The sequence below is a fragment of the Guptibacillus algicola genome, assembly GCF_020171805.1.
In the GTDB taxonomy this organism is placed as follows: domain Bacteria; phylum Bacillota; class Bacilli; order Bacillales; family Guptibacillaceae; genus Guptibacillus; species Guptibacillus algicola.
This window is the reverse complement of the sequence record NZ_JAIVAF010000003.1, coordinates 204431-222694: the sequence shown is the minus strand read 5'-3', so window position 1 is coordinate 222694 and position 18264 is coordinate 204431. Positions and strand designations below refer to the sequence as shown.

The window sequence follows — 18264 nt, the reverse complement described above, 5'->3', positions numbered from 1 at the left end:
GTTAGTAGTCTGTTTTTGGTAACCGATAATACGCAAATGCGAAAAAGCCGAGGCTGACGAGTGTGACGACAACTATATCGAGACTCTCCATAGCTAGAAACGGTAGATCGTTCGGCAAGCTATATAACGGAAGATAGGTTACGAAGTCTTTTATGAATGCTGGTACTGCATCGACCTGTAAAACAATCCCGAGGATGCCTGGTAACACAAGAATCGTCACGACCGAAAGAACGAAAAGGTTCATCGTCTTCTGGTAGAACATCGAAATCACGAGAAAGAAAAGTGTGAAGAACACCCCAAACAGTACATAATGGAAAACCGCTGAGCCAACATCTCCCCATGAAAACGCCTGGTCGTTAAGAAAATAATTTACGTAAAGAAGAGCACCACAACCGATTCCAAACATGACCGATACGGCCGAGGTGACGATTACTCTTGATACAAGGAACTTTAGTCTGTCTCGTGCTGACGTGAACAGCAAGTAGATTGTTCCGTAATGAAGGTCTATGATAACGAGCTTTGCACAGTAGACCCCTAGTGCAACTGTCGCGATCATGGAGTACAACCCAGTTACATTTTCCGGACGAAAGGGCCCATCCATCTGATAAATCGAATAGACGATGCCGCCACCTAACATAAGCGAAAGACCAATCGCTAGAAATAAAGGTAGACTTAGGACGTTTCGTTTAAGCTCCAGTGTGAGATATTTGCCAAAATTCATTTCGCTTCTCCTCTCATCTGTTCAAAGTAAAAGTCTTCTAACGTTGCTCTCTTTGACTTCACATCTGTTGGGTAGATCTCCTCTTGACCTAAGTGCTGCAAAATCGGCTTCATGTCTCCATCGTAGATGAAGGAAATCACATTCTGCTGTTTTTTGATGCTCTCTTCATTACCAAGCATGCTGAACGCTTTATGGACCTCATCCTCTGAAAAAGCAAGGCTGATTACCTGTTCATGCTCACGGTCACGACTATACTGATTCACGAATGCCCCATCTTTGATCACATACACGCGGTCACTAATGTTCTCCACATCTTCTAGAATGTGACTAGAAATCAGCACGCCAATGTTTCGTTCCTTAACAAGCTCCCTTACATACTGAAGTATATTCCGTATCCCATCAGGATCCATGCCGTTCGTCGGTTCATCTAGAATAAGATAGTCCGGGTTCGAAATGAGTGCAAGCGCAATACCAAGCCGCTGCTTCATCCCAAGCGAATAATGCTTCACCTTCTTTTTCAAATAAGAAGCCATTCCAAGCGACTCGATGATGTCATCCATCTGCTTGTTACTCGCTCCATACAGTGCGCTAAAGTAGTTGATGTTGTACAACCCACTCCTATTCGGAAAGAACTTCGGTTTCTCTATTAAACTCCCAACCTTAGCTTGATCACCCATACTTAACTCACCGTCGTACTTCACAATAATCCCAGACAGTATTTTCATCAGCGTCGTCTTCCCCGCCCCGTTCGGACCAACCAATCCAACAACCTCGCCTCTTTGCATCGTAAAATCAACCTTTGATAGTGCAAGCTCGCCTTTCTTGAACGATTTCGAAAGACGCTTCATTTCGATACTCATTTCTCCACCCCACAATTTGTAAATGAATAACCTTCTTTTTCCATTATATAATAAGAATGTCTTTTTGCAACATATATATGTCATTTAGATTAGTATAATACTTATAATTACAAATAAACCCATATAACCCGCGATGATTTAAATAAAAAAAAGAGCTTGCAGGGCATTTGTGCCGCTTCAAGCTCTTCTACGTCATTTGATTATTCTTCAATGAGTATCGTTGGTTCAAAATGAAGAACTAGCTTGATCTTCATTGTCACTTTTCATATACTGTTCCGATAAATTCATCAAACCAGTAGTCACGACTTTAATGATTAGGATATAAGAAATCACTAGCGCAGCATCCCCTATATAAGTAAGAAGCCAAATGAAACTAAATGGATCATAGTCTGACTGAAAGCTTATGTATGAGTTCATGAATCCTGTAATCAAATAAAGAAAATAATAGATCGGCGTGTAGATCGCGAGCTTTTTCCCTGCTTCATGTGATGATGCGCTCTCCTTAAAATGAGTTGCCATCGTTGCATACACATTCCAAAGCCCATATAGATTGTAAAACGGGACCATCACTCGCGCGAGCGCACCACCTGGTGTTATCGGATACGAGGAATCCATTTCTCGCAAATCATTATGTACTTTGTGAAGCCAGACGAGATAAATGATTGTATAGATCAGTACATTCACGCCTAAAACAAGTGCGACAACAGCATCATAATTGATGAAAGAGTCACCAACACCCACCACTTGCGCTATGAAAACATTTATCATTAGAATTGAGGTAAGTACGATATCAGCCCATAGAAACTTCGTTAACACACTTCCTAATCGGTTCGATCGCAATTTCATCTAGGTACTCCCTTCCTATCGTTTAATCGGGTTCTCTCTTCTATTACGTATTTGTTGCATCTTCCGTGTCATTTACGTTCGTGTTAACCATTTTTCCTCAATCATTGAATGATTTCGTTCTATCCTCATTCTAAAATGATTCATAATTCTCATCTGTTCTTCAGTAAGCTTCTCTTTATCCCAGTACATGTGCATTAAGCTGTATTCAAAGAGTTCTTTTAGCTTGATGAATAACGGGAGTTTCTCAACCATTTCTGCTGATAGGTCATTTTCCTCTTCGTACCCTTCGATAATTGCTTTAGTAACCTCACGACCATAGTCCACGATGTTGCCACCGCCTGGAAATGAATACTCGATCGCACTATAAATCGGAACGGCTAAATCGAAAATATAAAAATGTTTCTCACAATCTTGGAAATCGATCATCGTCATCCTCCGATCATCATCAACAAGGATGTTTTCTAACCAGAGATCGCCGTGAAGCAGCCCATAATTTCCATCCGTTTTCGGTAAGTTCCTTATCGTCGAATGAACCTCCTCAGCAATCGCTCGAATCGCTTGTTCCTCTTCAGGAATGTATGTGAGAAAGTCATACTCTCCGCTTTCATGCCAGTCGTTGATGTGCTGAATAGGATGAGTCTTTTCAAACTTCTTAGAAGCGCGATGCAATTTACCAATCTCCCGCCCTACCTCTTTTAATACATCTGCATTCCATTCACTTCGAGGCAGGTGTCGTCCAGGCGCTGCTTCATAGAGGACGGTTAGCACGTCCTTCTCCGGGAGCGAGATCTTTTCCACAACGTTCCCGTTCAAAGAAGCGATCGCTGGCGATGTGCCGAGCCCTTCATTTCGTAAAAATTCAGTATAGCGAACCTCTTCGGCCTGCTCATCTAACGTCTTGTAGTTCGTAATTCTAGCATAATACGTTTCTTCTTCAGCCTTACACCGGTACATCTCATTTGTGACGGCTTCAACATTGGTTACTTCAATAGGATAAACCTCATTAAGTCTTTCACGTATCGTCTCTACCAAAGTCATTCTTCCCTTCTAAGAATCTACTAGTTTGGAACTCTTGAAAACAGTAAGTAGCAAAAGTCACCCTTTATCACTGAACACCCTCACCATAAGGCTCGCAAGCAAAAAAGAGCACCCAACCATCACTGGTAAGACAAAGAGTAAGCCAATAAAATCTGTTTTATAGTTAAATGGTACATACAATTCCCATAACCAACCTACGACTCTCCAAAGAAAAAGAAAGATAAAGAGAGTCACTACGAAGTAGATTGCTTGGCGAACTACATTTCTCAACAACGCTCCCTCCACGATACCAATTATTTCAAAATAACGGCCGTCCCGCAATCGTTAATAGAAAAATCAGAATCCTGGCTGAATAGAACCTCAATCGTTATAATGACAGTTGCTACCATTTTATTAATAAAGTAAATCTAAAAGTAGGCAAAAAGGTGCTGATAGGATGAACAAACAACAAGTTGCCAACACCCCATATATAGTGAGAGATTCAGGTTTTTGGCGAGCGGCTATTAGTCTTGGCTTCGGGGCATTACTTATTTTTTCAGCACTATATGCGTTTCAACCTTTGCTTCCCGTTTTTGCGAATGAATTCAACCTCACAGCGACGACGTCTAGCTTACTGATGTCAACGCCTGTTATGTCAATGATTCCAGGACTTCTCGTTCTAGGATTTATCTCAGATCGGTATGGAAGAACGGCTATCATGAAGATCTCATTAGTATTGGTCGTCATGACCTTGCTCGTTATGCCGTTTGCAGAGTCTTTTCTATTACTGATTGTGATTCGTTGCATCCAAGGCTTTTTTCTGGCGGGCATTCCAGCAGCGGCCATGGGATATCTTGCGGATGAAGTGGATCCCTCAAGTGTTGGAGTTGCCACGAGTATCTTCATTGCAAGTAACGCGATGGGAGGGCTTGGGGGACGAGTTGCTACCGGGTATCTGACGGATTTGTACAGCTGGGAGGTAAGTTTCCTTGTCCTAGCATCATTTGCAATCGTAGCTGTCATTCTTTTCTTCAGCCTCCTTCCCGCTTCTCGCTTCTTCAAGCCAGGAAATGGGAATATTGTGAAAGACATTAGAGGAATGCTTCTACATTTGACGGACGCAAGACTGCTTTCGCTATTTACGCTCGGGTTCCTCATTCAAGTCATTTTCACAGGGGTTTGGACATACTTGCCCTTCTATTTAGAGCAAGAGCCCTTTTCTCTATCGTTAAAATGGATTTCATTCACTTATTTCGCTTACATTCTGGGTGTTGTCTCTCCTCCCATTGCAGGGAGAATTTCTTCCGGGATTGGTCTTCGCCGTACGATGATTGCCGGTTTATTTATTCTTGCAGGAGGTACTACCCTCACGCTATTTAACACTTTCACATTCGTCCTAATCGGGCTTAGTGCGATTTGCGCAGGCTTTTTCATCGCTCACTCCATGGCGTCTGCGTCTGTTGCAAGCACAGCAGAGCACCATAAGAGCAGTGCTTCAAGTTTTTATCTCATTAGTTATTATGCAGGCGTAGCAGCTGGCAGTTCAGGAGTAGGGATTCTCTGGGATAACTTCGGCTGGGGAGGCGTCGTGAGCTTGCTCATTCTCATTGTGCCGTTACTTATGCTGTTTACGAAGAAGAGAGTTTCGAAACGATCTAGCTATCATGCCTTAGGAGAGAGTATGAAATGAAGAAATAATTGCATATCAAAAAGGGAGGCTTATTCTGTTGATAAGCTCCCTTATAAGAAAAACTCGCAATCGTGATCATTTGATTTGCAAGTAAATAAGAGGTCAAATTAGGAATCACATCAAGTTTGGGTTTCTTACCTTAAGGGTCAGATCCCTATATAGGAGTGATACGATGACTGTAATCACAGTTTTAAAAATAATAGGCGTGCCTATTGTCGTTTACTTAATAATGATGTTGTTTGATCAATTCTTGGACATCGGCCCTTCAAGCAAGGTACCACTATTTATCGCTATTACCTTGTCGACTTATTTGCAGGTATTCTACTTAAATAAAAAGTATAATAAGAAATGATTACTGAGTACAAAATGCTTTGGGGAATTTTGCCCTGAATTCAGGTTGAGTCTATACTTAAATTAAGGAATCTTTTTCTCTTCTTGAACACGAACTAAAAAACGCTACACAAAATAAATTATTATCCAAATTGATTATTAAACCAACAAAAAAGAATGATACTCACTATCCCAAAAGCTTAAATCATATGTTGTTTTTTGACTTTGAGTAACTAGGAATCAGAAATATTCCTACCATAAACATGATAAAGGATAGTCCACGTATAATATCATAATAGTCATTCGTTTTAAGAAAAGATATGTTTATAATCATGACAATCGCCCCTAATATGACCATAGATATTCCTAAACCTTGCTTCACCACTAATACTAACCTCCAATGAAAACGATGAACATCACCACAAAGGGTATTTTGTTACCAAGTTATCTCGTATTCAAGTCTCTCAAAAAACTGCCTTAAACAATATAGAGAGTATACTTTTTCTAACCCCGTATAAACCACCTTATAATAGAAAAAAACTCATAACCATGCCAAATATAAAGCCTAGCACATGAGAAATAGCCCCCTGTACACCTATGAAATTCCCTAAAACAGCATAGAAAAATATATAATTTGTAGTCCAATTTCCAAATTGGAAATTAAATAAATCAGGTGTTTGTGTAAATAGATAAAGAAAACAACCGATTAGCGCAAATATACCTGGTGAAGCACCTTTTCCGCTAGTAAATGAAGAATAGCTAGAAAACAATAACGAAACGCATAGGTTCCCAACCATGTATATAAGTAAAAACAAACCACTTCCAATTTTATGTTCCAGCACGAATCCTACAAAATAAATGCCAAAAGCATTCCCCATCAAATGAAAGAGATTTATATGGAAAAAAGGAGCAGTAAAAAGCCGATACCATTCTCCCTTAGTCATATGATCAAAACTCTTGCCAACCCCGATATCAGCAAGCTTGTTTTTCAAAAGCAATTTATCCAATACATAGATAAGGATATACGCTATAGCTAACACTACAGTTACTGGTGAAGAATAGAACATGGACAAAACGTACAACAACCTTTCTTTAATGCCTCAGGACCCTTTTAAACCCACTGCTCTTAATCTTATTACTATCTCAACCTCATTGGATAAAAGTAATTTAGTTATTAAGTTTAGTGGGCTTCTCAACTTTTGTAGAAACGATCTCACCACACCCCAAACAAAAAGTATAAACCTTTTGTAACGCTTTCATTGAAAACTTTTTGTTCATCGGTCTTATAGGCATATGGTCTGTCCCTTTATCAAATTCTTCTCCACCACATTCTGGGCATTTCCTTTTCATAACTTAATCCTCCTAATACCTACTTTGGTCTGCTAGTCTTCTGTATAAGAGAATAGATCCGAAAGTAGGATACGTTTTGATTGATAAGGTATTGTTGAATAAAGCCCTTTTTATATAAACTACGACCAGAGCTTAATGAAGTTTGAATAGCATGGTCAATTCTACTTTTAGTGTTCTATATGCTGGTTGTCCTTTTCTCCTACTTTTTTAGCTACATAAAGAAAAGCTCCTGTAAATAATACTAGAATGTAGATCTCCATGTTTGTATCTCCCTTTCACATCTTCGTATTTTTCTTCTTATCTTATTTACGTATGTTAGGATGAAATAGTTTCAATTATTTGGAATATTTGTTTTTTTATCCAACCTGATCAAGAAGGTTGTTGGTAGTGTGACGGGAACTTTCAAATCACTACTTAATAGAGGAGATGGAGTAGCAGCAAACATTCATTCCAAAATAAAAAGAAGCTTAATCAGGTTAAGCCTCTTTCAACGGATTACTTATTCATGCATGGCCTCTAATTTCTGGTCCAAATATCAACCACATATTTCGAATGTGGCAAGTAATGAACTTCTATGAATCTACCATTATACTTTTCATCCAATATGTAAAAACTAATATATTTTGTATCATTGATTTCAAGGCTTTGCGATTTTCCACCGCGGACATTCCTAGTTTCGAGACGTGCTTTACCGATAATCGGTAGGTAATTCCCACGATAGTGCATTGGTGCATCCTTAAGGAGATTTATGGACAAAGGTCCTCCAAAAGACAGCACTCCGATTGCCATACAGATACAGACGATCCGAGAGAAAAGAAGCTTTAAAGGAGATACGTTTGTATATAGATTTTGTCTTCTAAGAAAGATTGCAACTAAACCAAGAAACAAAAAAAATAACTGCATGCTTACAATAAACACGACGAACCACCAAAAATTATGCAAAAAAAACATAGAAACAACAAATGGGAGAAAGATGATTAACAAAATAGCTGTCATTCTTTTCTTCCTCTTCCGCTCGAAATACTCATAATTAAGCTTCGCAAACTCCATTTACGTAACCTACCTTGTTCGCTGCATCCGTCCATTAAGTTTAGATGCCTATTCTATTACTCACTACCCACGCACTCATCTTCTTCGAATTAATCCCATAAAACATTATGTACGATAAAATCGCGATCCCTATGTAGAATAGCTCCAAGCTCGTGTTGCTTAACTCCGCTACTCCCTCACGTAGATTAAAGAACCCATAAAGAAAGTTAATCATCAAGAACAGCAAAACCGTTAACCAGCTCTGTGTGATCGAACGCTTCTTGATTTCACGCTTTCGTTCATCATCATTTTTACCGAATGGATAGTCATGTTTGCCAGTTAGAAATCCTGCTAAGAAAATCCAGATAACAACCACTACTCCTTGAACCAATAACTGCATCTCATTCACTCCTATTGTAGTTAAATAACTCCTCTAACGGGGTTTCAAGAACAGAAGCCAATTCAAACGCAAGATGTAGCGTCGGATCATACTTATTGTTCTCAATCGCATTGATCGTTTGACGTGAAACAGCACAAGCAGTTGCGAGATCTTTCTGTGATAGCTTCCGTTTCTGGCGGAGCACTTTAATATTGTTTTCCACATTCATCACCCCACACATATGTCAAATACTCTTTACAGTCTTACTGTAATATAATCCCAACGATGTGTCAAAACCTTTTGACACAAAAATTCGACAGGTACCTGGTACCTGTCGAATTAATTCACGTTGCTTATTCTCTTTTCAATCGAAGGATGTGTAGCAAGTAAACTAAAACTTTTCTCATCCACCAGCTTATTTTCTTTTAATTTCGTTAGCGTTTCCCTCGCATCAGTTGGTTCAACAAACGATCGTGCGAACTGATCTGCCTGAAATTCTCGCCGTCTTGAAAAGACAAAATGCAGGATGAAAAACGAGATATAGATAACCACTGCAAAAATTAGTAGAGGTACAATTGGCACTGCTGCGCCAATGATTGGCGTTGTGATCAACAAAGCAATCGGAACCCCTGACAATACGAAGATAAACGAGAACACATTTTTCATAAGATGATTCTTTTTTATATGGAAGTATTCATGCGCGATCAGAAATGTCAGCTGCTTTTCGTCTAAAGTGTGTAAAAGCTTTTCTCCAACCACAATCACCATGTTGTTCTTTCGATAAAGTGCTGCGGCGTTATTCTTTAACGTTTTCGTTGAAACAAAGATGCGCGTCGTGCTAGTTGGGTCGATTTTCTTAAGAATCTGATTCAGGACCCTTTCTTCCTCAACATTCGCATTCTTCAACTTCGCATAAGAGACAAGTGGAAAAATAACGCTAAAGATCATTAACATTACGCTAGCATTGAATAGATAATGGACGATGTTATTATCTACATTAATCATAAAGACATTAAACTTCAGTAGAGTTAGCAGTATGAAACTGATACTTGATATGATTTGTAAAGCTTTCATCCAATAGACTCCTTCATAAAATAGTCGCCAGACATTCACCTAACCATCATATCATTTTCATCTTGTTTACCATCATAAAAAAAGGAACTTCTTGTAAAATCAAGAAGTTCCACATATATGAGCATCTTTTAAAAGAGTAATAGACTTGCACCTGTTGCTAGAATTACGACGCCTGCGATCGAAAAGAACAAACCTGAGCGGTTCTCTCCTTTAATTCTATTTGATAAGCCAGCTAGCATATTCAATGCGCCGAATATGATCAAGCTTCCAAGCAACAGACTCTCCTGTTCAGGGTACATCAGGTACATCACCGGTAGGAAGAGAATGGAGGTAGCGAGAACCACCTGTACAATACTTAATGAAACTAATAGTTTGGACTGTGCTTCTGTACTCATAACATTCCCTCTTTCCTAATCATGACTTCTATCCTAAGTATAGCAGGACTCTCGGGAAAGAAGTTTGACAAGGTTGTGACGTTTGACCCCTTTTCAGTTGAGTTCCTTTTCATGTGAAACCCATATAGTAGGGGGGACGTAGGACTCTTAGGAACGGATATCAGCGATATTTTCATTATATCGGCGAAAAATGAGATATATCGGCGATTTCACACTGTTTATCAGCGAAAAATCAATTTTATCAGCGATATCGAAAATATATCAGCGAAACCGAAAAATTCCCCCTCCCCCTTCATTAACCCACAACAAAAAAGAACCATGAGCACTCCCCATGATTCCTACTTCCCTATCGATACACCGTTCCATGTCCATGATGATAACCATATCCCGGATAGTAGCCACTGTGCCCGTGATGATACCCGTATCCAGGAGCATACCCACCTTGACCATGATGGTAGCCGTAACCCGGTGCATACGTGCCTTGACCATGGTGATAACCATAACCAGGTACATAAGTGCCGTGACCATGATGATACACACCGCCAGGGTAATAACCGCTATGACCAGTATGATACACGGGTCTTCCATACGCGTTATACAACAAAAGCCCCCCTCTGTCATTCCTACACAATAGTCTATGTATTGGGATGGTGGGGGGTTTGGGCGTGTGACTAGACTCGAGATCCGGCAGTTGCCCGCAGGTTTTGTAGCGTGGATGTATAAGGAGCGACCATAACGCCTTTTTCCGTAATGATGCCTGCGATCAGGTCGTTCGGCGTAATATCGAAAGATGGGTATAGTGCGTGTGTGCCTTCTGGCGCAATCGGTCGATTTTGGAACGAAGTGACTTCTGAAGCGTCGCGAAACTCGACTTCGATATCGCGACCAGCTTCTACATCATGATCGATCGTATGGCTTGAAGTCGCTGTATAAAATGGAACACCGTTTGCTTTTGCAGCTAGTGCATGCATGTACGTTCCGATTTTATTCGCTAAGTCACCGTTCCCTGCAACGCGATCAGATCCCACCACAACCTTCTGTACTTTCCCTTGACTCATCAAATAGCCAGACATATTATCCGTGATGAGCGTATGAGGGATTCCGAATTTCTTCAGTTCATATGCAGTGATTCTCGCTCCCTGTAAATAAGGGCGCGTTTCGCATGTATACACATGAATACTCTTCCCTTGTTCATGAGCTTTTCGAATGACAGACAATGCTCTCCCACCATAGCCTGAACCTGCAAGTGCACCTGAATGACAGTGCGTCAGAATCGCGTCGCCATCCTCGATCATCTCAGCACCATTGCGCCCTAGCTCGTGCTCAAAAGCTAACTGTCTTTCGAGAATCTCAACGGTTTTCTGCTCGACCCGGTCGATGAGATCTTCCCCCTCTTCCTTCGCGACAGAAAGCATTTCATCAACGGTTTTCATCAAGTTCACAGCCGTTGGACGCGTTTGTTTCAACAGCGTTCCTGCATTCAAGATCGTCTTGAGATCACCATTCGATTGTAGCGCCGCAAGATAGATTCCCCACGCCCCGCACGTTCCGATCGCTCCAGAGCCACGAATGGTCATATTCTTGACCGCTAACGCGAGCTCGTTCACGTCCTTGGTGGAAGACACATCCGATTCGAACGGAAGCTTCTTCTGATCGATGAAGTGAAGTTTTTCATTTTCGAACCAGACTGGTAAAAGGAGCTCTTGTTCTTGAAACGATCGAACTAACTCTTCTATTCGTTGCATATCGCTCACCCTTTTTTAAAAATTTGTAACGGCTGCAGGTCGCATCGCTTTCAACTGTTCGAAGATGAACGATTGCTTTGCGGTATCTTCTACAAGCGTCGCGATGTTATACGCTTTTTCAAGTGAATCTCCAACGGCACAGATGCCGTGTTCTTCCATTAGACAAGCTTTGATTGCGGGATACGTCTCGAATACACGCGTCACGTTCTCAGCTAACTCTAGTGAGCCAGATGGGGCCGTCCCCGCTACAGGAACATGTTCGAGAATTTTCCTTGCCGTTACTGTAGGTAATGGTAGCTCCCTCTCCAAGCAGGCGTATCCAATCGAATAGTTTGGATGGCAGTGAACGACAGCATTTACATCGGGGCGTGTTTGATAGATACCAAGGTGAAACCGAAACTCTTTCGAAGGCGTGCCGAATCCTTCGATCACCTCGCCATCCATCGAAATCAATAGCGCATCTTCAGCAGTAACTTCTTCAAGACTCACACCAGACCGCTTGATCAAAATCGCATCTCGCTCTGGTACGCGTACACTGATATTTCCGCCTGTTGCCTGCGTTAATCCGCGTCCATAGACTTTATGAGAAATATAAGCGAGTTCCTTCTTCATCAGCATCTCATTCATATGTGAACCCCTCTCACTGGAAATTGTAATTTGATATGACCTCTTCGAAATAGGGTCTCAATTGATTTGCGCGAACTAACGGTTCCCGACACCGATTCATCATTGCCTCGCGTCGTTCGCTCACTTTTCTAAGAACCTTCTCTTCATCGATTGTGAGGAGCTTCCCTTCTTTCACCGTCCATCGCCCATTGACCATGACCGATTTCACGGATGAACCATTCTCTTGATAAACAAGCTGTGAGATCGAATCGTTAAGTGGAGACAACAAGCTTGTCTTTTCATTTAGTAACACGAGATCCGCTAGATCGTTTTCTACGATTCTCCCAAGCTCATTTTCTTTACCTAGCACTCGTGCACCTGACGTCGTCCCCATCCGGAACACATCTTCCGCACCGAGCCAGAAGCTATAGTCTTGATTCACACGATGGATCAATGCAGTCAATCGCATCGCTTCGAACAGATTCTGATTCGTCCCGCAGTTCGAACCATCCGTTCCAAGCGCCACCTCACCTTTTTTAAGTGCATGAATCGGAGCGATACCACTTCCAAGTACGAGATTACTAGCTGGATTATGAACGGACGTGACACCACTATCTTGTAAAAGCTCGATTTCTGAAGGAGTTAACCACACCGCATGCGCGACGGATAGTTGCTCATTGATTAAACCCGCTCGATCAAGGTGGCCGATAACGCCATCCTCAAATGTAAGGTCCCCCTGTAAACGTTGCGCCTTTGTTTCCAATAGATGCGTATGAACGCGAAGTCCTTCCGTTTCGCTTAAATCCCTACAAACATCGAGCATCTCAGGTGAACACCGTTGAGGTGCATTTGGACCGAGTTGAATCTCCATTCTTCCATCTCGTTTATGATAGGTTGATAGAAGTGATCGATAAAAGCGCTTCATCTCAGCTGGTGATGCACCTTTTGACTTGCTCCTGAGCGAATCTGGTAGATACACTTCAAAGAATTCCTCATCCGGGACATCATGCATCATCGGTGCAAACGCAACCCTCATACCTGATTCTTCATATGCCGAGAGAGCCGCTTCCGACTTCCCGATATGAGGAAAATGATCAACACAGCTCGTGACACCAGCCTTCATCATTTCGATACACCCTACTAATGCGGAAAGGTACACATCTTCCTCTTCAAGCGCGTGTCCGTACGCTACTGTATAGAGTGTCCAGAGCTCAAGTGGGAGTTTGTTCACTGTTCCTTTCAATACATTCGTATAGGAATGGTAATGACTATTTACCATTCCTGGAATGAGGATGTCGTTCTCAGCTTCGATGACGTCATCAGCTAGGTGACTCAGCTCTTCTAGCAAACACGTATCATGCTCTCTTATCATGTGGGTGATTCGATTTCCTTCGATGAACACGGACCCTTTTTGGTTTCCGAACGAAAGAATATTCGAGACGATGAACGGCTGTTTGATAAGTGTTTTATGAGGCATCGATTACGAATTCGCGACCGTAGCACGCTCGTACGCTTCAGGACATGAACAGCTTTCTCTTACACCTGCAGCTTTGATCGCTTCTAGCATCAATTCTTTCACTTTCTCACGCTTGCTTTCACTAACCGCTTTGTGCGCTTTTAACGATGGTTTTGTCTCGGTGACGCCTGGTGCCATGTTCGTCGCGAGGGTCACGACCGCATAGCAGATGCCAAGCTCTCGTGCGAGCGATGCTTCTGTCGCGTTCGTCATCCCAACAACATCCATCCCCCATGCCCCGTAGAGCTGAATTTCTGCTTTCGTCTCATACCTCGGACCATCGACACAGATGAGCTTTGTGTCTTCACGAAGGGGCTCATCGATCGCAACGGCCGATTTTCGGTACGCACTCTGTAGCTCTGGACAAAACGGCTCTGTAATATCGACGGAGAACTTGCCGTACGTTTTCGGACGCGTTGTGAAATCAACGAATTGATCGAGGAGCGATAAGCTTCCGACGCCAATATCAGGATTGATCGCACCTACTGCTGAGAATGCGAGAACGCGCTCGATTCCTAACTCTTTTAACGCCAGCATGTTCGCACGGTAGTTCACGAACGGCGCGAGCGTATCATGATGCTTCCCATGCCTCGGGAGGAACGTCACTTCTTTTCCTTCATAGACCGATTGAAAAACTGTTACATCTCCATACTCTGTACTAACCGTTTTCTCTTGCATACCATCGAGTAGATTATAAAATCCAGTTCCACCTATGATTCCGATCTTCATTTATGAAGAACCTCCTTTTATTTAATTGCCAACCTCGCGTTTTGATATGGCACAGTACACTCACAATCCTGATTTCGTTCAAGGTCACTCAGTGTTTGCAACACAAGATCCTTCATCTTCCCTTTGTTTTCTTCTGCCACTTTTCGGTGCGTTTCGAGATTCGGAGGCTTCTCGGCAAATCCAGTCGCCATATCAGTCGAAAGTGTGATAACAGAAAAGCAAAGACCGAGCTCCCGTGCGAGCGCCGCTTCCGTCGTATTCGTCATGCCGACAACATCCATGCCCCATGAACGGAAAAGCTGCAGTTCATGACGCGTTTCATAGATCGGTCCGTCTACCCCGACAAGCGTAACGTCTTCATGCATACACAACCCGAGCGTTCTCGCAGCACCCTGGATCGAAGCTTTCATCTCATTACAGAATGGCTCCGTCATATCGGCTGAAAATTCGCCGTACGTTTGCTGCCTTCTTTTCGTCATATCGACGAATTGATCGAGCAGAGAAACCGCTCCAACCTGAATGTCTGGGTTGACCGATCCCACAGCTGAAACAGCCAGAACTCGTTCGACACCTACCATTTTCAATGCTATCATATTCGCTCGATAGTTCACGTCAGGTGCTAATACGCCGTGCGTCGTACCATGTCTTGGAAGAAAATAAACTTCTTTATCCCCGTGCTCGCCTTTGAACAGCGTCACATCTCCATAAGGTGTTGCCACCACGATGTCTTCAAGCGACCCAAATAAGTCATAAAAGCCTGTTCCTCCGATTAATCCAACTTTCACTCGATCTTCCCCCTTAATTCGTTAATTTCTCCATCAAAAAGGTTAATCCATAAGCGCCAAGCCATACCCCGAAGATCGCCACCACACCTGCAAGAACAGGTGGGGCAGGGATCGGAAGGCGAATCACTTTGAAGATGATACCGATCAACACGCCGGCTAAAAGAGCTAGTAGAATTTCCTTCATCTAGAGCTAGCTCCTGACACGGATTCCTTTTTCTCCTCTTGGTTCTTAATGTCTGGCACCGGAAGCATGAAATCGAAATCGCACCCTTCATCAGCTTGCAGCACACTACGACGGTATAGAAGCGGATAGCCACGGTTGTAATTTTCAAACACAGGTGGCGTCCAGCGACTCTTTCTTTCCGCAAGCTCTTCTTCCGAAACGAGTAACTCTAGCTTTCTAGTATCAACATCAAGTTCGATCCAATCGCCGTCTTCGATCAAACCGATCGGTCCTCCAACAGCAGCTTCAGGCGCAACGTGTAAGAGAACGGTTCCGAACGCTGTGCCACTCATACGACAATCAGATAAGCGCACCATATCTCGAACACCCTGTTTTAGAAGTTTGTCCGGAATCGGAATCATGCCTGCTTCTGGCATTCCTGGTGCTCCGACAGGTCCTGCGTTTTGCAGCACAAGTACACTTTCAGGCGTCACATCAAGATCTGGGTCATTTATGCGCTCAGCCATATCGTCAAGCGAGGTAAAGACAACCGCTTTTCCTTTATGCTTCAGAAGCTCCTCTGTTGCAGCTTTCGGCTTGATGATCGCCCCGTTTGGCGCTAGATTCCCCTTCAATACCGCAATGCCACCTTCTTTATGTAGTGGATCATCGAGCGGGCGGATAATGTCACGGTACACCTCGTCGATCTCAACATTCGCTAAGTTCTCACCGAGCGTTTTCCCAGTACCCGTTAGTTCGTCTGTATGAAGAATCGGTGCGAGCTCTTTCAACACGGCAGGAATGCCGCCCGCATAGTACAGATCTTGCATCTGGTACTTCCCTGCTGGTCTCATGTTCGCAAGAAACGGTGTCGTTCTGCTATGTGCTTCAAAGTCAGCGAGCGTAATTTCGATACCTAGTCGTCTTGCGATCGCGATCAAGTGGATCACCGCGTTCGTCGATCCGCCAACAGCCATCAGCGTTTTGATCGCATTATGGAACGCTTCCTTCGTCATGATGTCAGATGGTTTGATCCCCGCTTTTACTAGGCGAACGATCGCACGACCTGTTTCCTGGGCGAGACGCATCCGCTCATTTTCAGTTGCCGGTGTTGCAGCTCCTCCAGGAAGCATCATCCCCATCGCTTCCGCACACGCTGCGATCGTACTCGCAGAGCCCATCACCATACAGTGACCTGCCGTTGGTGCAAGACGCTCATTGATCTCGCCGATTTCTTCTTCATCGACAGTGCCTGCTTTGTATTCCTGCCAGAAGAAACGGCAATCAGAGCATGCGCCTAATGTTCTTCCTTTATAGTGGCCGTTGTTCATCGGTCCACCTGTAAAGAGAAGCGCAGGTTTGTCAGCACTCGCAGCACCCATGAGCTGTGCTGGAGCCATCTTGTCACAACCACCGATCATAACGGTTCCGTCGATCGGTTGCGCTGTGATCATCTCCTCTGTATCCATCGCAACGAGATTACGGTACAGCATCGTCGTCGGACTCGTGAACATCTCACCGACTGAGATCGTCGGAAACTCGAGCGGCGTACCACCTTCCATGATGACACCACGTTTGATCGCTTCCACCATCGGCTTCACATGACTATGACAGCGGTTGATCTCACTGAACGTATTACAAATCCCGATCACCGGCTTGTTATAATCTTCCTTGTCATGGCCAAGATGACGACTGAACGCCATTCGAATAAATTCACTGAATCCAGCATCTCCGTAAGAAGTTTGTGACTTCGTCAATTGTCTCCACCTGCGCTTTCTTTGAAATAGTTAAGCTCTCCGTCCTTTGTAAAAGGGATCGGTTCTGGGTCTGATACAATGTCTATTTTCTCTCCTGCTTCCTCTATCACATTCTGTGAAAGGTACAGCGTTTCAAGATCGAGCGTGTTTTCAATGATGGCAACACGTAACGATGATGGATCGTCAACTGCCAAACTATCAATCGCCGTCTTCACAAGCTCTTGATCCGTATCGAGTACCATCGGAATCATCGCTCGCTGAACGTACGTACTCGTCAAACAGTTCAAATACGTTTTCTGCCGATCGACCTTTTGAAACAACCGCTCTGTTGTGAGATCTGCTAGTCCAATTCCTGTCGCGTTTCCGTGTGAGGAATCATCGAGATCAAGAACCCCGATCCGTTTAAACGAAGGCGTCGCGGGCTCCGGCACCCCAAAGATCTTGGTCCTACCGAGAACGTTCGTATCCATTCCTGTTCCGCTGAAATTCTTGCCCATCTTTTTTATAACCAACACATCTAAGTGATCGACTGGGATCATAGGGAAGTACTCTCTCGAACGAAGCAGGAGCTCCCGCTCTCGTTCAAGAATCGACTCTGACCGAATCACCTCGAGATGCGCGGTTTCATCATAGCTGTTCTCAACGATCGCGATTCCAGCAAGTATTTTTCCGGTGTCGATCATGCCGATTCCGACTTCTTGAACCGTCTTCGACATGTTCGGTGGTCCCTGCCGGTGCAGCTGATTCGCACCCATTGCTTTTCCAAGACCAACCGTGATCATCTTCAATAACCCGCTCTCATTCGGACCGCGGAATGCGGTATGTAACTTCACCCGATTCAGCACGATGATGCCATCAGATTTCCATGCTGACTCATCACAATAAAGAGTGAATCCACTTTCTGTTGTTCCTACCTCAACAACTGTTGAAGAAGTGCGGACGGGACACCCAATCGCCTCCTCTGTAAATCCGAGGCTTTCAAGCACATCCATCTGCCCTTCAGGCGTCCCACCGCCATGACTACCCATCGCACCGATGATAAAAGGTTTTGCGTCATGACCTTTCAAATAATCGACGACCGTTTTGACAATGCTGACGCGATTGGAGATCCCACGACTCCCTACAGTAATCGCGATCTTATCGCCGCTCTGAACAGCTGGGAGCTTATTCTTAAGCTCCTCAGTCAGATGTTGCGCGATGTTTTCGATTTTCTCTGAAGGAAAACGCTGTTTCACTTTTACCATCTGTGGATATCTCATCATGCATTCTCCT

General features: G+C 43.5%; 22 protein-coding genes. 1 reads left to right on the top strand and 21 read right to left on the bottom strand.

What is annotated here, in order from left to right; translation table 11 throughout:
- Nucleotide 1: 1 nt before the first annotated feature.
- The 5 genes from LCM09_RS08520 to LCM09_RS08500 all read right to left on the bottom strand — a co-directional run bounded on the left by LCM09_RS08520 (nucleotide 2) and on the right by LCM09_RS08500 (nucleotide 3735).
- Nucleotides 2-721 carry a hypothetical protein gene (locus LCM09_RS08520; protein WP_224880616.1) on the bottom strand — a complete coding sequence of 240 codons (720 nt, stop codon included), beginning with the start codon at nucleotides 719-721 and terminating at the stop codon, nucleotides 2-4.
- The gene (locus LCM09_RS08515) at nucleotides 718-1581 is read right to left on the bottom strand and encodes an ABC transporter ATP-binding protein (RefSeq protein ID WP_224880613.1); all 864 of its coding nucleotides are present in this window, start codon (nucleotides 1579-1581) and stop codon (nucleotides 718-720) included. The genes LCM09_RS08520 and LCM09_RS08515 overlap by 4 nt, the downstream gene beginning before the upstream one ends.
- 225 nt (nucleotides 1582-1806) lie before the next feature.
- Complete coding sequence (locus LCM09_RS08510) at nucleotides 1807-2427, bottom strand: hypothetical protein (protein ID WP_224880611.1); 621 nt, start codon at nucleotides 2425-2427, stop codon at nucleotides 1807-1809.
- A gap of 72 nt (nucleotides 2428-2499) precedes the next feature.
- Entirely contained in the window at nucleotides 2500-3465 is a 966-nt protein-coding gene (locus LCM09_RS08505; RefSeq protein ID WP_224880610.1) for a phosphotransferase enzyme family protein, read from the bottom strand.
- Between the two features lie 57 nt (nucleotides 3466-3522).
- Entirely contained in the window at nucleotides 3523-3735 is a 213-nt protein-coding gene (locus LCM09_RS08500; protein WP_224880608.1) for a hypothetical protein, read from the bottom strand.
- A gap of 166 nt (nucleotides 3736-3901) precedes the next feature.
- Between LCM09_RS08500 and LCM09_RS08495 the strand changes: the two genes are divergently transcribed.
- Entirely contained in the window at nucleotides 3902-5134 is a 1233-nt protein-coding gene (locus LCM09_RS08495; protein ID WP_224880606.1) for an MFS transporter, read from the top strand.
- A gap of 854 nt (nucleotides 5135-5988) precedes the next feature.
- On the opposite strand, the gene LCM09_RS08490 is transcribed toward LCM09_RS08495, so the two are convergent.
- The 16 genes from LCM09_RS08490 to LCM09_RS08415 form a co-directional block, all read right to left on the bottom strand.
- Nucleotides 5989-6471 carry a rhomboid family intramembrane serine protease gene (locus LCM09_RS08490; protein ID WP_224880604.1) on the bottom strand — a complete coding sequence of 161 codons (483 nt, stop codon included), beginning with the start codon at nucleotides 6469-6471 and terminating at the stop codon, nucleotides 5989-5991.
- A 160-nt stretch (nucleotides 6472-6631) separates the two neighbouring features.
- On the bottom strand, nucleotides 6632-6814 hold the full coding sequence (locus tag LCM09_RS08485) for a type II toxin-antitoxin system MqsA family antitoxin (RefSeq protein ID WP_224880603.1): 183 nt from the start codon (nucleotides 6812-6814) through the stop codon (nucleotides 6632-6634).
- Nucleotides 6815-7330: 516 nt separating this feature from the next.
- Nucleotides 7331-7810 (bottom strand): hypothetical protein, encoded by a 480-nt coding sequence (locus LCM09_RS08480; RefSeq protein ID WP_224880601.1) that lies wholly within the window; start codon nucleotides 7808-7810, stop codon nucleotides 7331-7333.
- A gap of 94 nt (nucleotides 7811-7904) precedes the next feature.
- The gene (locus LCM09_RS08475; RefSeq protein ID WP_224880600.1) at nucleotides 7905-8243 is read right to left on the bottom strand and encodes a hypothetical protein; all 339 of its coding nucleotides are present in this window, start codon (nucleotides 8241-8243) and stop codon (nucleotides 7905-7907) included.
- A 1-nt stretch (nucleotide 8244) separates the two neighbouring features.
- Nucleotides 8245-8445: a helix-turn-helix transcriptional regulator gene (locus LCM09_RS08470; RefSeq protein WP_318246502.1), complete on the bottom strand. Its 201-nt coding sequence runs from the start codon at nucleotides 8443-8445 to the stop codon at nucleotides 8245-8247.
- Between the two features lie 116 nt (nucleotides 8446-8561).
- Nucleotides 8562-9296 (bottom strand): M48 family metalloprotease, encoded by a 735-nt coding sequence (locus LCM09_RS08465; protein ID WP_224880596.1) that lies wholly within the window; start codon nucleotides 9294-9296, stop codon nucleotides 8562-8564.
- A 128-nt stretch (nucleotides 9297-9424) separates the two neighbouring features.
- Nucleotides 9425-9691 (bottom strand): hypothetical protein, encoded by a 267-nt coding sequence (locus tag LCM09_RS08460; RefSeq protein ID WP_224880594.1) that lies wholly within the window; start codon nucleotides 9689-9691, stop codon nucleotides 9425-9427.
- A gap of 346 nt (nucleotides 9692-10037) precedes the next feature.
- The gene (locus LCM09_RS08455) at nucleotides 10038-10292 is read right to left on the bottom strand and encodes a hypothetical protein (RefSeq protein WP_224880592.1); all 255 of its coding nucleotides are present in this window, start codon (nucleotides 10290-10292) and stop codon (nucleotides 10038-10040) included.
- A 70-nt stretch (nucleotides 10293-10362) separates the two neighbouring features.
- Nucleotides 10363-11436, bottom strand: coding sequence for an S-methyl-5-thioribose-1-phosphate isomerase (mtnA, locus tag LCM09_RS08450; RefSeq protein ID WP_224882883.1), 1074 nt, complete (start codon nucleotides 11434-11436; stop codon nucleotides 10363-10365).
- 15 nt (nucleotides 11437-11451) lie between these two features.
- Entirely contained in the window at nucleotides 11452-12063 is a 612-nt protein-coding gene (locus LCM09_RS08445; protein ID WP_224880590.1) for a class II aldolase/adducin family protein, read from the bottom strand.
- 13 nt (nucleotides 12064-12076) lie between these two features.
- Entirely contained in the window at nucleotides 12077-13519 is a 1443-nt protein-coding gene (locus tag LCM09_RS08440; RefSeq protein WP_224880588.1) for an amidohydrolase family protein, read from the bottom strand.
- 3 nt (nucleotides 13520-13522) lie between these two features.
- Nucleotides 13523-14287 (bottom strand): MTAP family purine nucleoside phosphorylase, encoded by a 765-nt coding sequence (locus tag LCM09_RS08435; RefSeq protein ID WP_224880587.1) that lies wholly within the window; start codon nucleotides 14285-14287, stop codon nucleotides 13523-13525.
- A gap of 17 nt (nucleotides 14288-14304) precedes the next feature.
- A complete protein-coding gene (locus LCM09_RS08430; protein ID WP_224880585.1) occupies nucleotides 14305-15072 on the bottom strand; it encodes an MTAP family purine nucleoside phosphorylase in 768 nt (255 codons plus the stop codon).
- Nucleotides 15073-15085: 13 nt separating this feature from the next.
- Nucleotides 15086-15256 carry a XapX domain-containing protein gene (locus LCM09_RS08425; RefSeq protein ID WP_224880583.1) on the bottom strand — a complete coding sequence of 57 codons (171 nt, stop codon included), beginning with the start codon at nucleotides 15254-15256 and terminating at the stop codon, nucleotides 15086-15088.
- The gene (locus tag LCM09_RS08420; protein WP_224880581.1) at nucleotides 15253-16992 is read right to left on the bottom strand and encodes a dihydroxy-acid dehydratase; all 1740 of its coding nucleotides are present in this window, start codon (nucleotides 16990-16992) and stop codon (nucleotides 15253-15255) included. Before LCM09_RS08420 ends, LCM09_RS08425 begins: the two co-directional genes overlap by 4 nt.
- Nucleotides 16989-18254, bottom strand: coding sequence for a nickel pincer cofactor-dependent isomerase, group 22 (locus tag LCM09_RS08415; protein ID WP_224880579.1), 1266 nt, complete (start codon nucleotides 18252-18254; stop codon nucleotides 16989-16991). The genes LCM09_RS08420 and LCM09_RS08415 overlap by 4 nt, the downstream gene beginning before the upstream one ends.
- Between the last annotated feature and the right edge of the window lie 10 nt (nucleotides 18255-18264).

What these genes read in the sequence shown, in the direction of transcription:
- LCM09_RS08520 (WP_224880616.1), bottom strand. Translation starts at nt 721, where the DNA reads ATGAATTTTGGCAAATATCTCACACTGGAGCTTAAACGAAACGTCCTA.
- LCM09_RS08515 (WP_224880613.1), bottom strand. Translation starts at nt 1,581, where the DNA reads ATGAGTATCGAAATGAAGCGTCTTTCGAAATCGTTCAAGAAAGGCGAG.
- LCM09_RS08510 (WP_224880611.1), bottom strand. Translation starts at nt 2,427, where the DNA reads ATGAAATTGCGATCGAACCGATTAGGAAGTGTGTTAACGAAGTTTCTA.
- LCM09_RS08505 (WP_224880610.1), bottom strand. Translation starts at nt 3,465, where the DNA reads ATGACTTTGGTAGAGACGATACGTGAAAGACTTAATGAGGTTTATCCT.
- LCM09_RS08495 (WP_224880606.1), top strand. Translation starts at nt 3,902, where the DNA reads ATGAACAAACAACAAGTTGCCAACACCCCATATATAGTGAGAGATTCA.
- LCM09_RS08485 (WP_224880603.1), bottom strand. Translation starts at nt 6,814, where the DNA reads ATGAAAAGGAAATGCCCAGAATGTGGTGGAGAAGAATTTGATAAAGGG.
- LCM09_RS08480 (WP_224880601.1), bottom strand. Translation starts at nt 7,810, where the DNA reads ATGACAGCTATTTTGTTAATCATCTTTCTCCCATTTGTTGTTTCTATG.
- LCM09_RS08475 (WP_224880600.1), bottom strand. Translation starts at nt 8,243, where the DNA reads ATGCAGTTATTGGTTCAAGGAGTAGTGGTTGTTATCTGGATTTTCTTA.
- LCM09_RS08465 (WP_224880596.1), bottom strand. Translation starts at nt 9,296, where the DNA reads ATGAAAGCTTTACAAATCATATCAAGTATCAGTTTCATACTGCTAACT.
- LCM09_RS08460 (WP_224880594.1), bottom strand. Translation starts at nt 9,691, where the DNA reads ATGAGTACAGAAGCACAGTCCAAACTATTAGTTTCATTAAGTATTGTA.
- mtnA (WP_224882883.1), bottom strand. Translation starts at nt 11,436, where the DNA reads ATGCAACGAATAGAAGAGTTAGTTCGATCGTTTCAAGAACAAGAGCTC.
- LCM09_RS08445 (WP_224880590.1), bottom strand. Translation starts at nt 12,063, where the DNA reads ATGAATGAGATGCTGATGAAGAAGGAACTCGCTTATATTTCTCATAAA.
- LCM09_RS08440 (WP_224880588.1), bottom strand. Translation starts at nt 13,519, where the DNA reads ATGCCTCATAAAACACTTATCAAACAGCCGTTCATCGTCTCGAATATT.
- LCM09_RS08435 (WP_224880587.1), bottom strand. Translation starts at nt 14,287, where the DNA reads ATGAAGATCGGAATCATAGGTGGAACTGGATTTTATAATCTACTCGAT.
- LCM09_RS08425 (WP_224880583.1), bottom strand. Translation starts at nt 15,256, where the DNA reads ATGAAGGAAATTCTACTAGCTCTTTTAGCCGGCGTGTTGATCGGTATC.
- LCM09_RS08415 (WP_224880579.1), bottom strand. Translation starts at nt 18,254, where the DNA reads ATGATGAGATATCCACAGATGGTAAAAGTGAAACAGCGTTTTCCTTCA.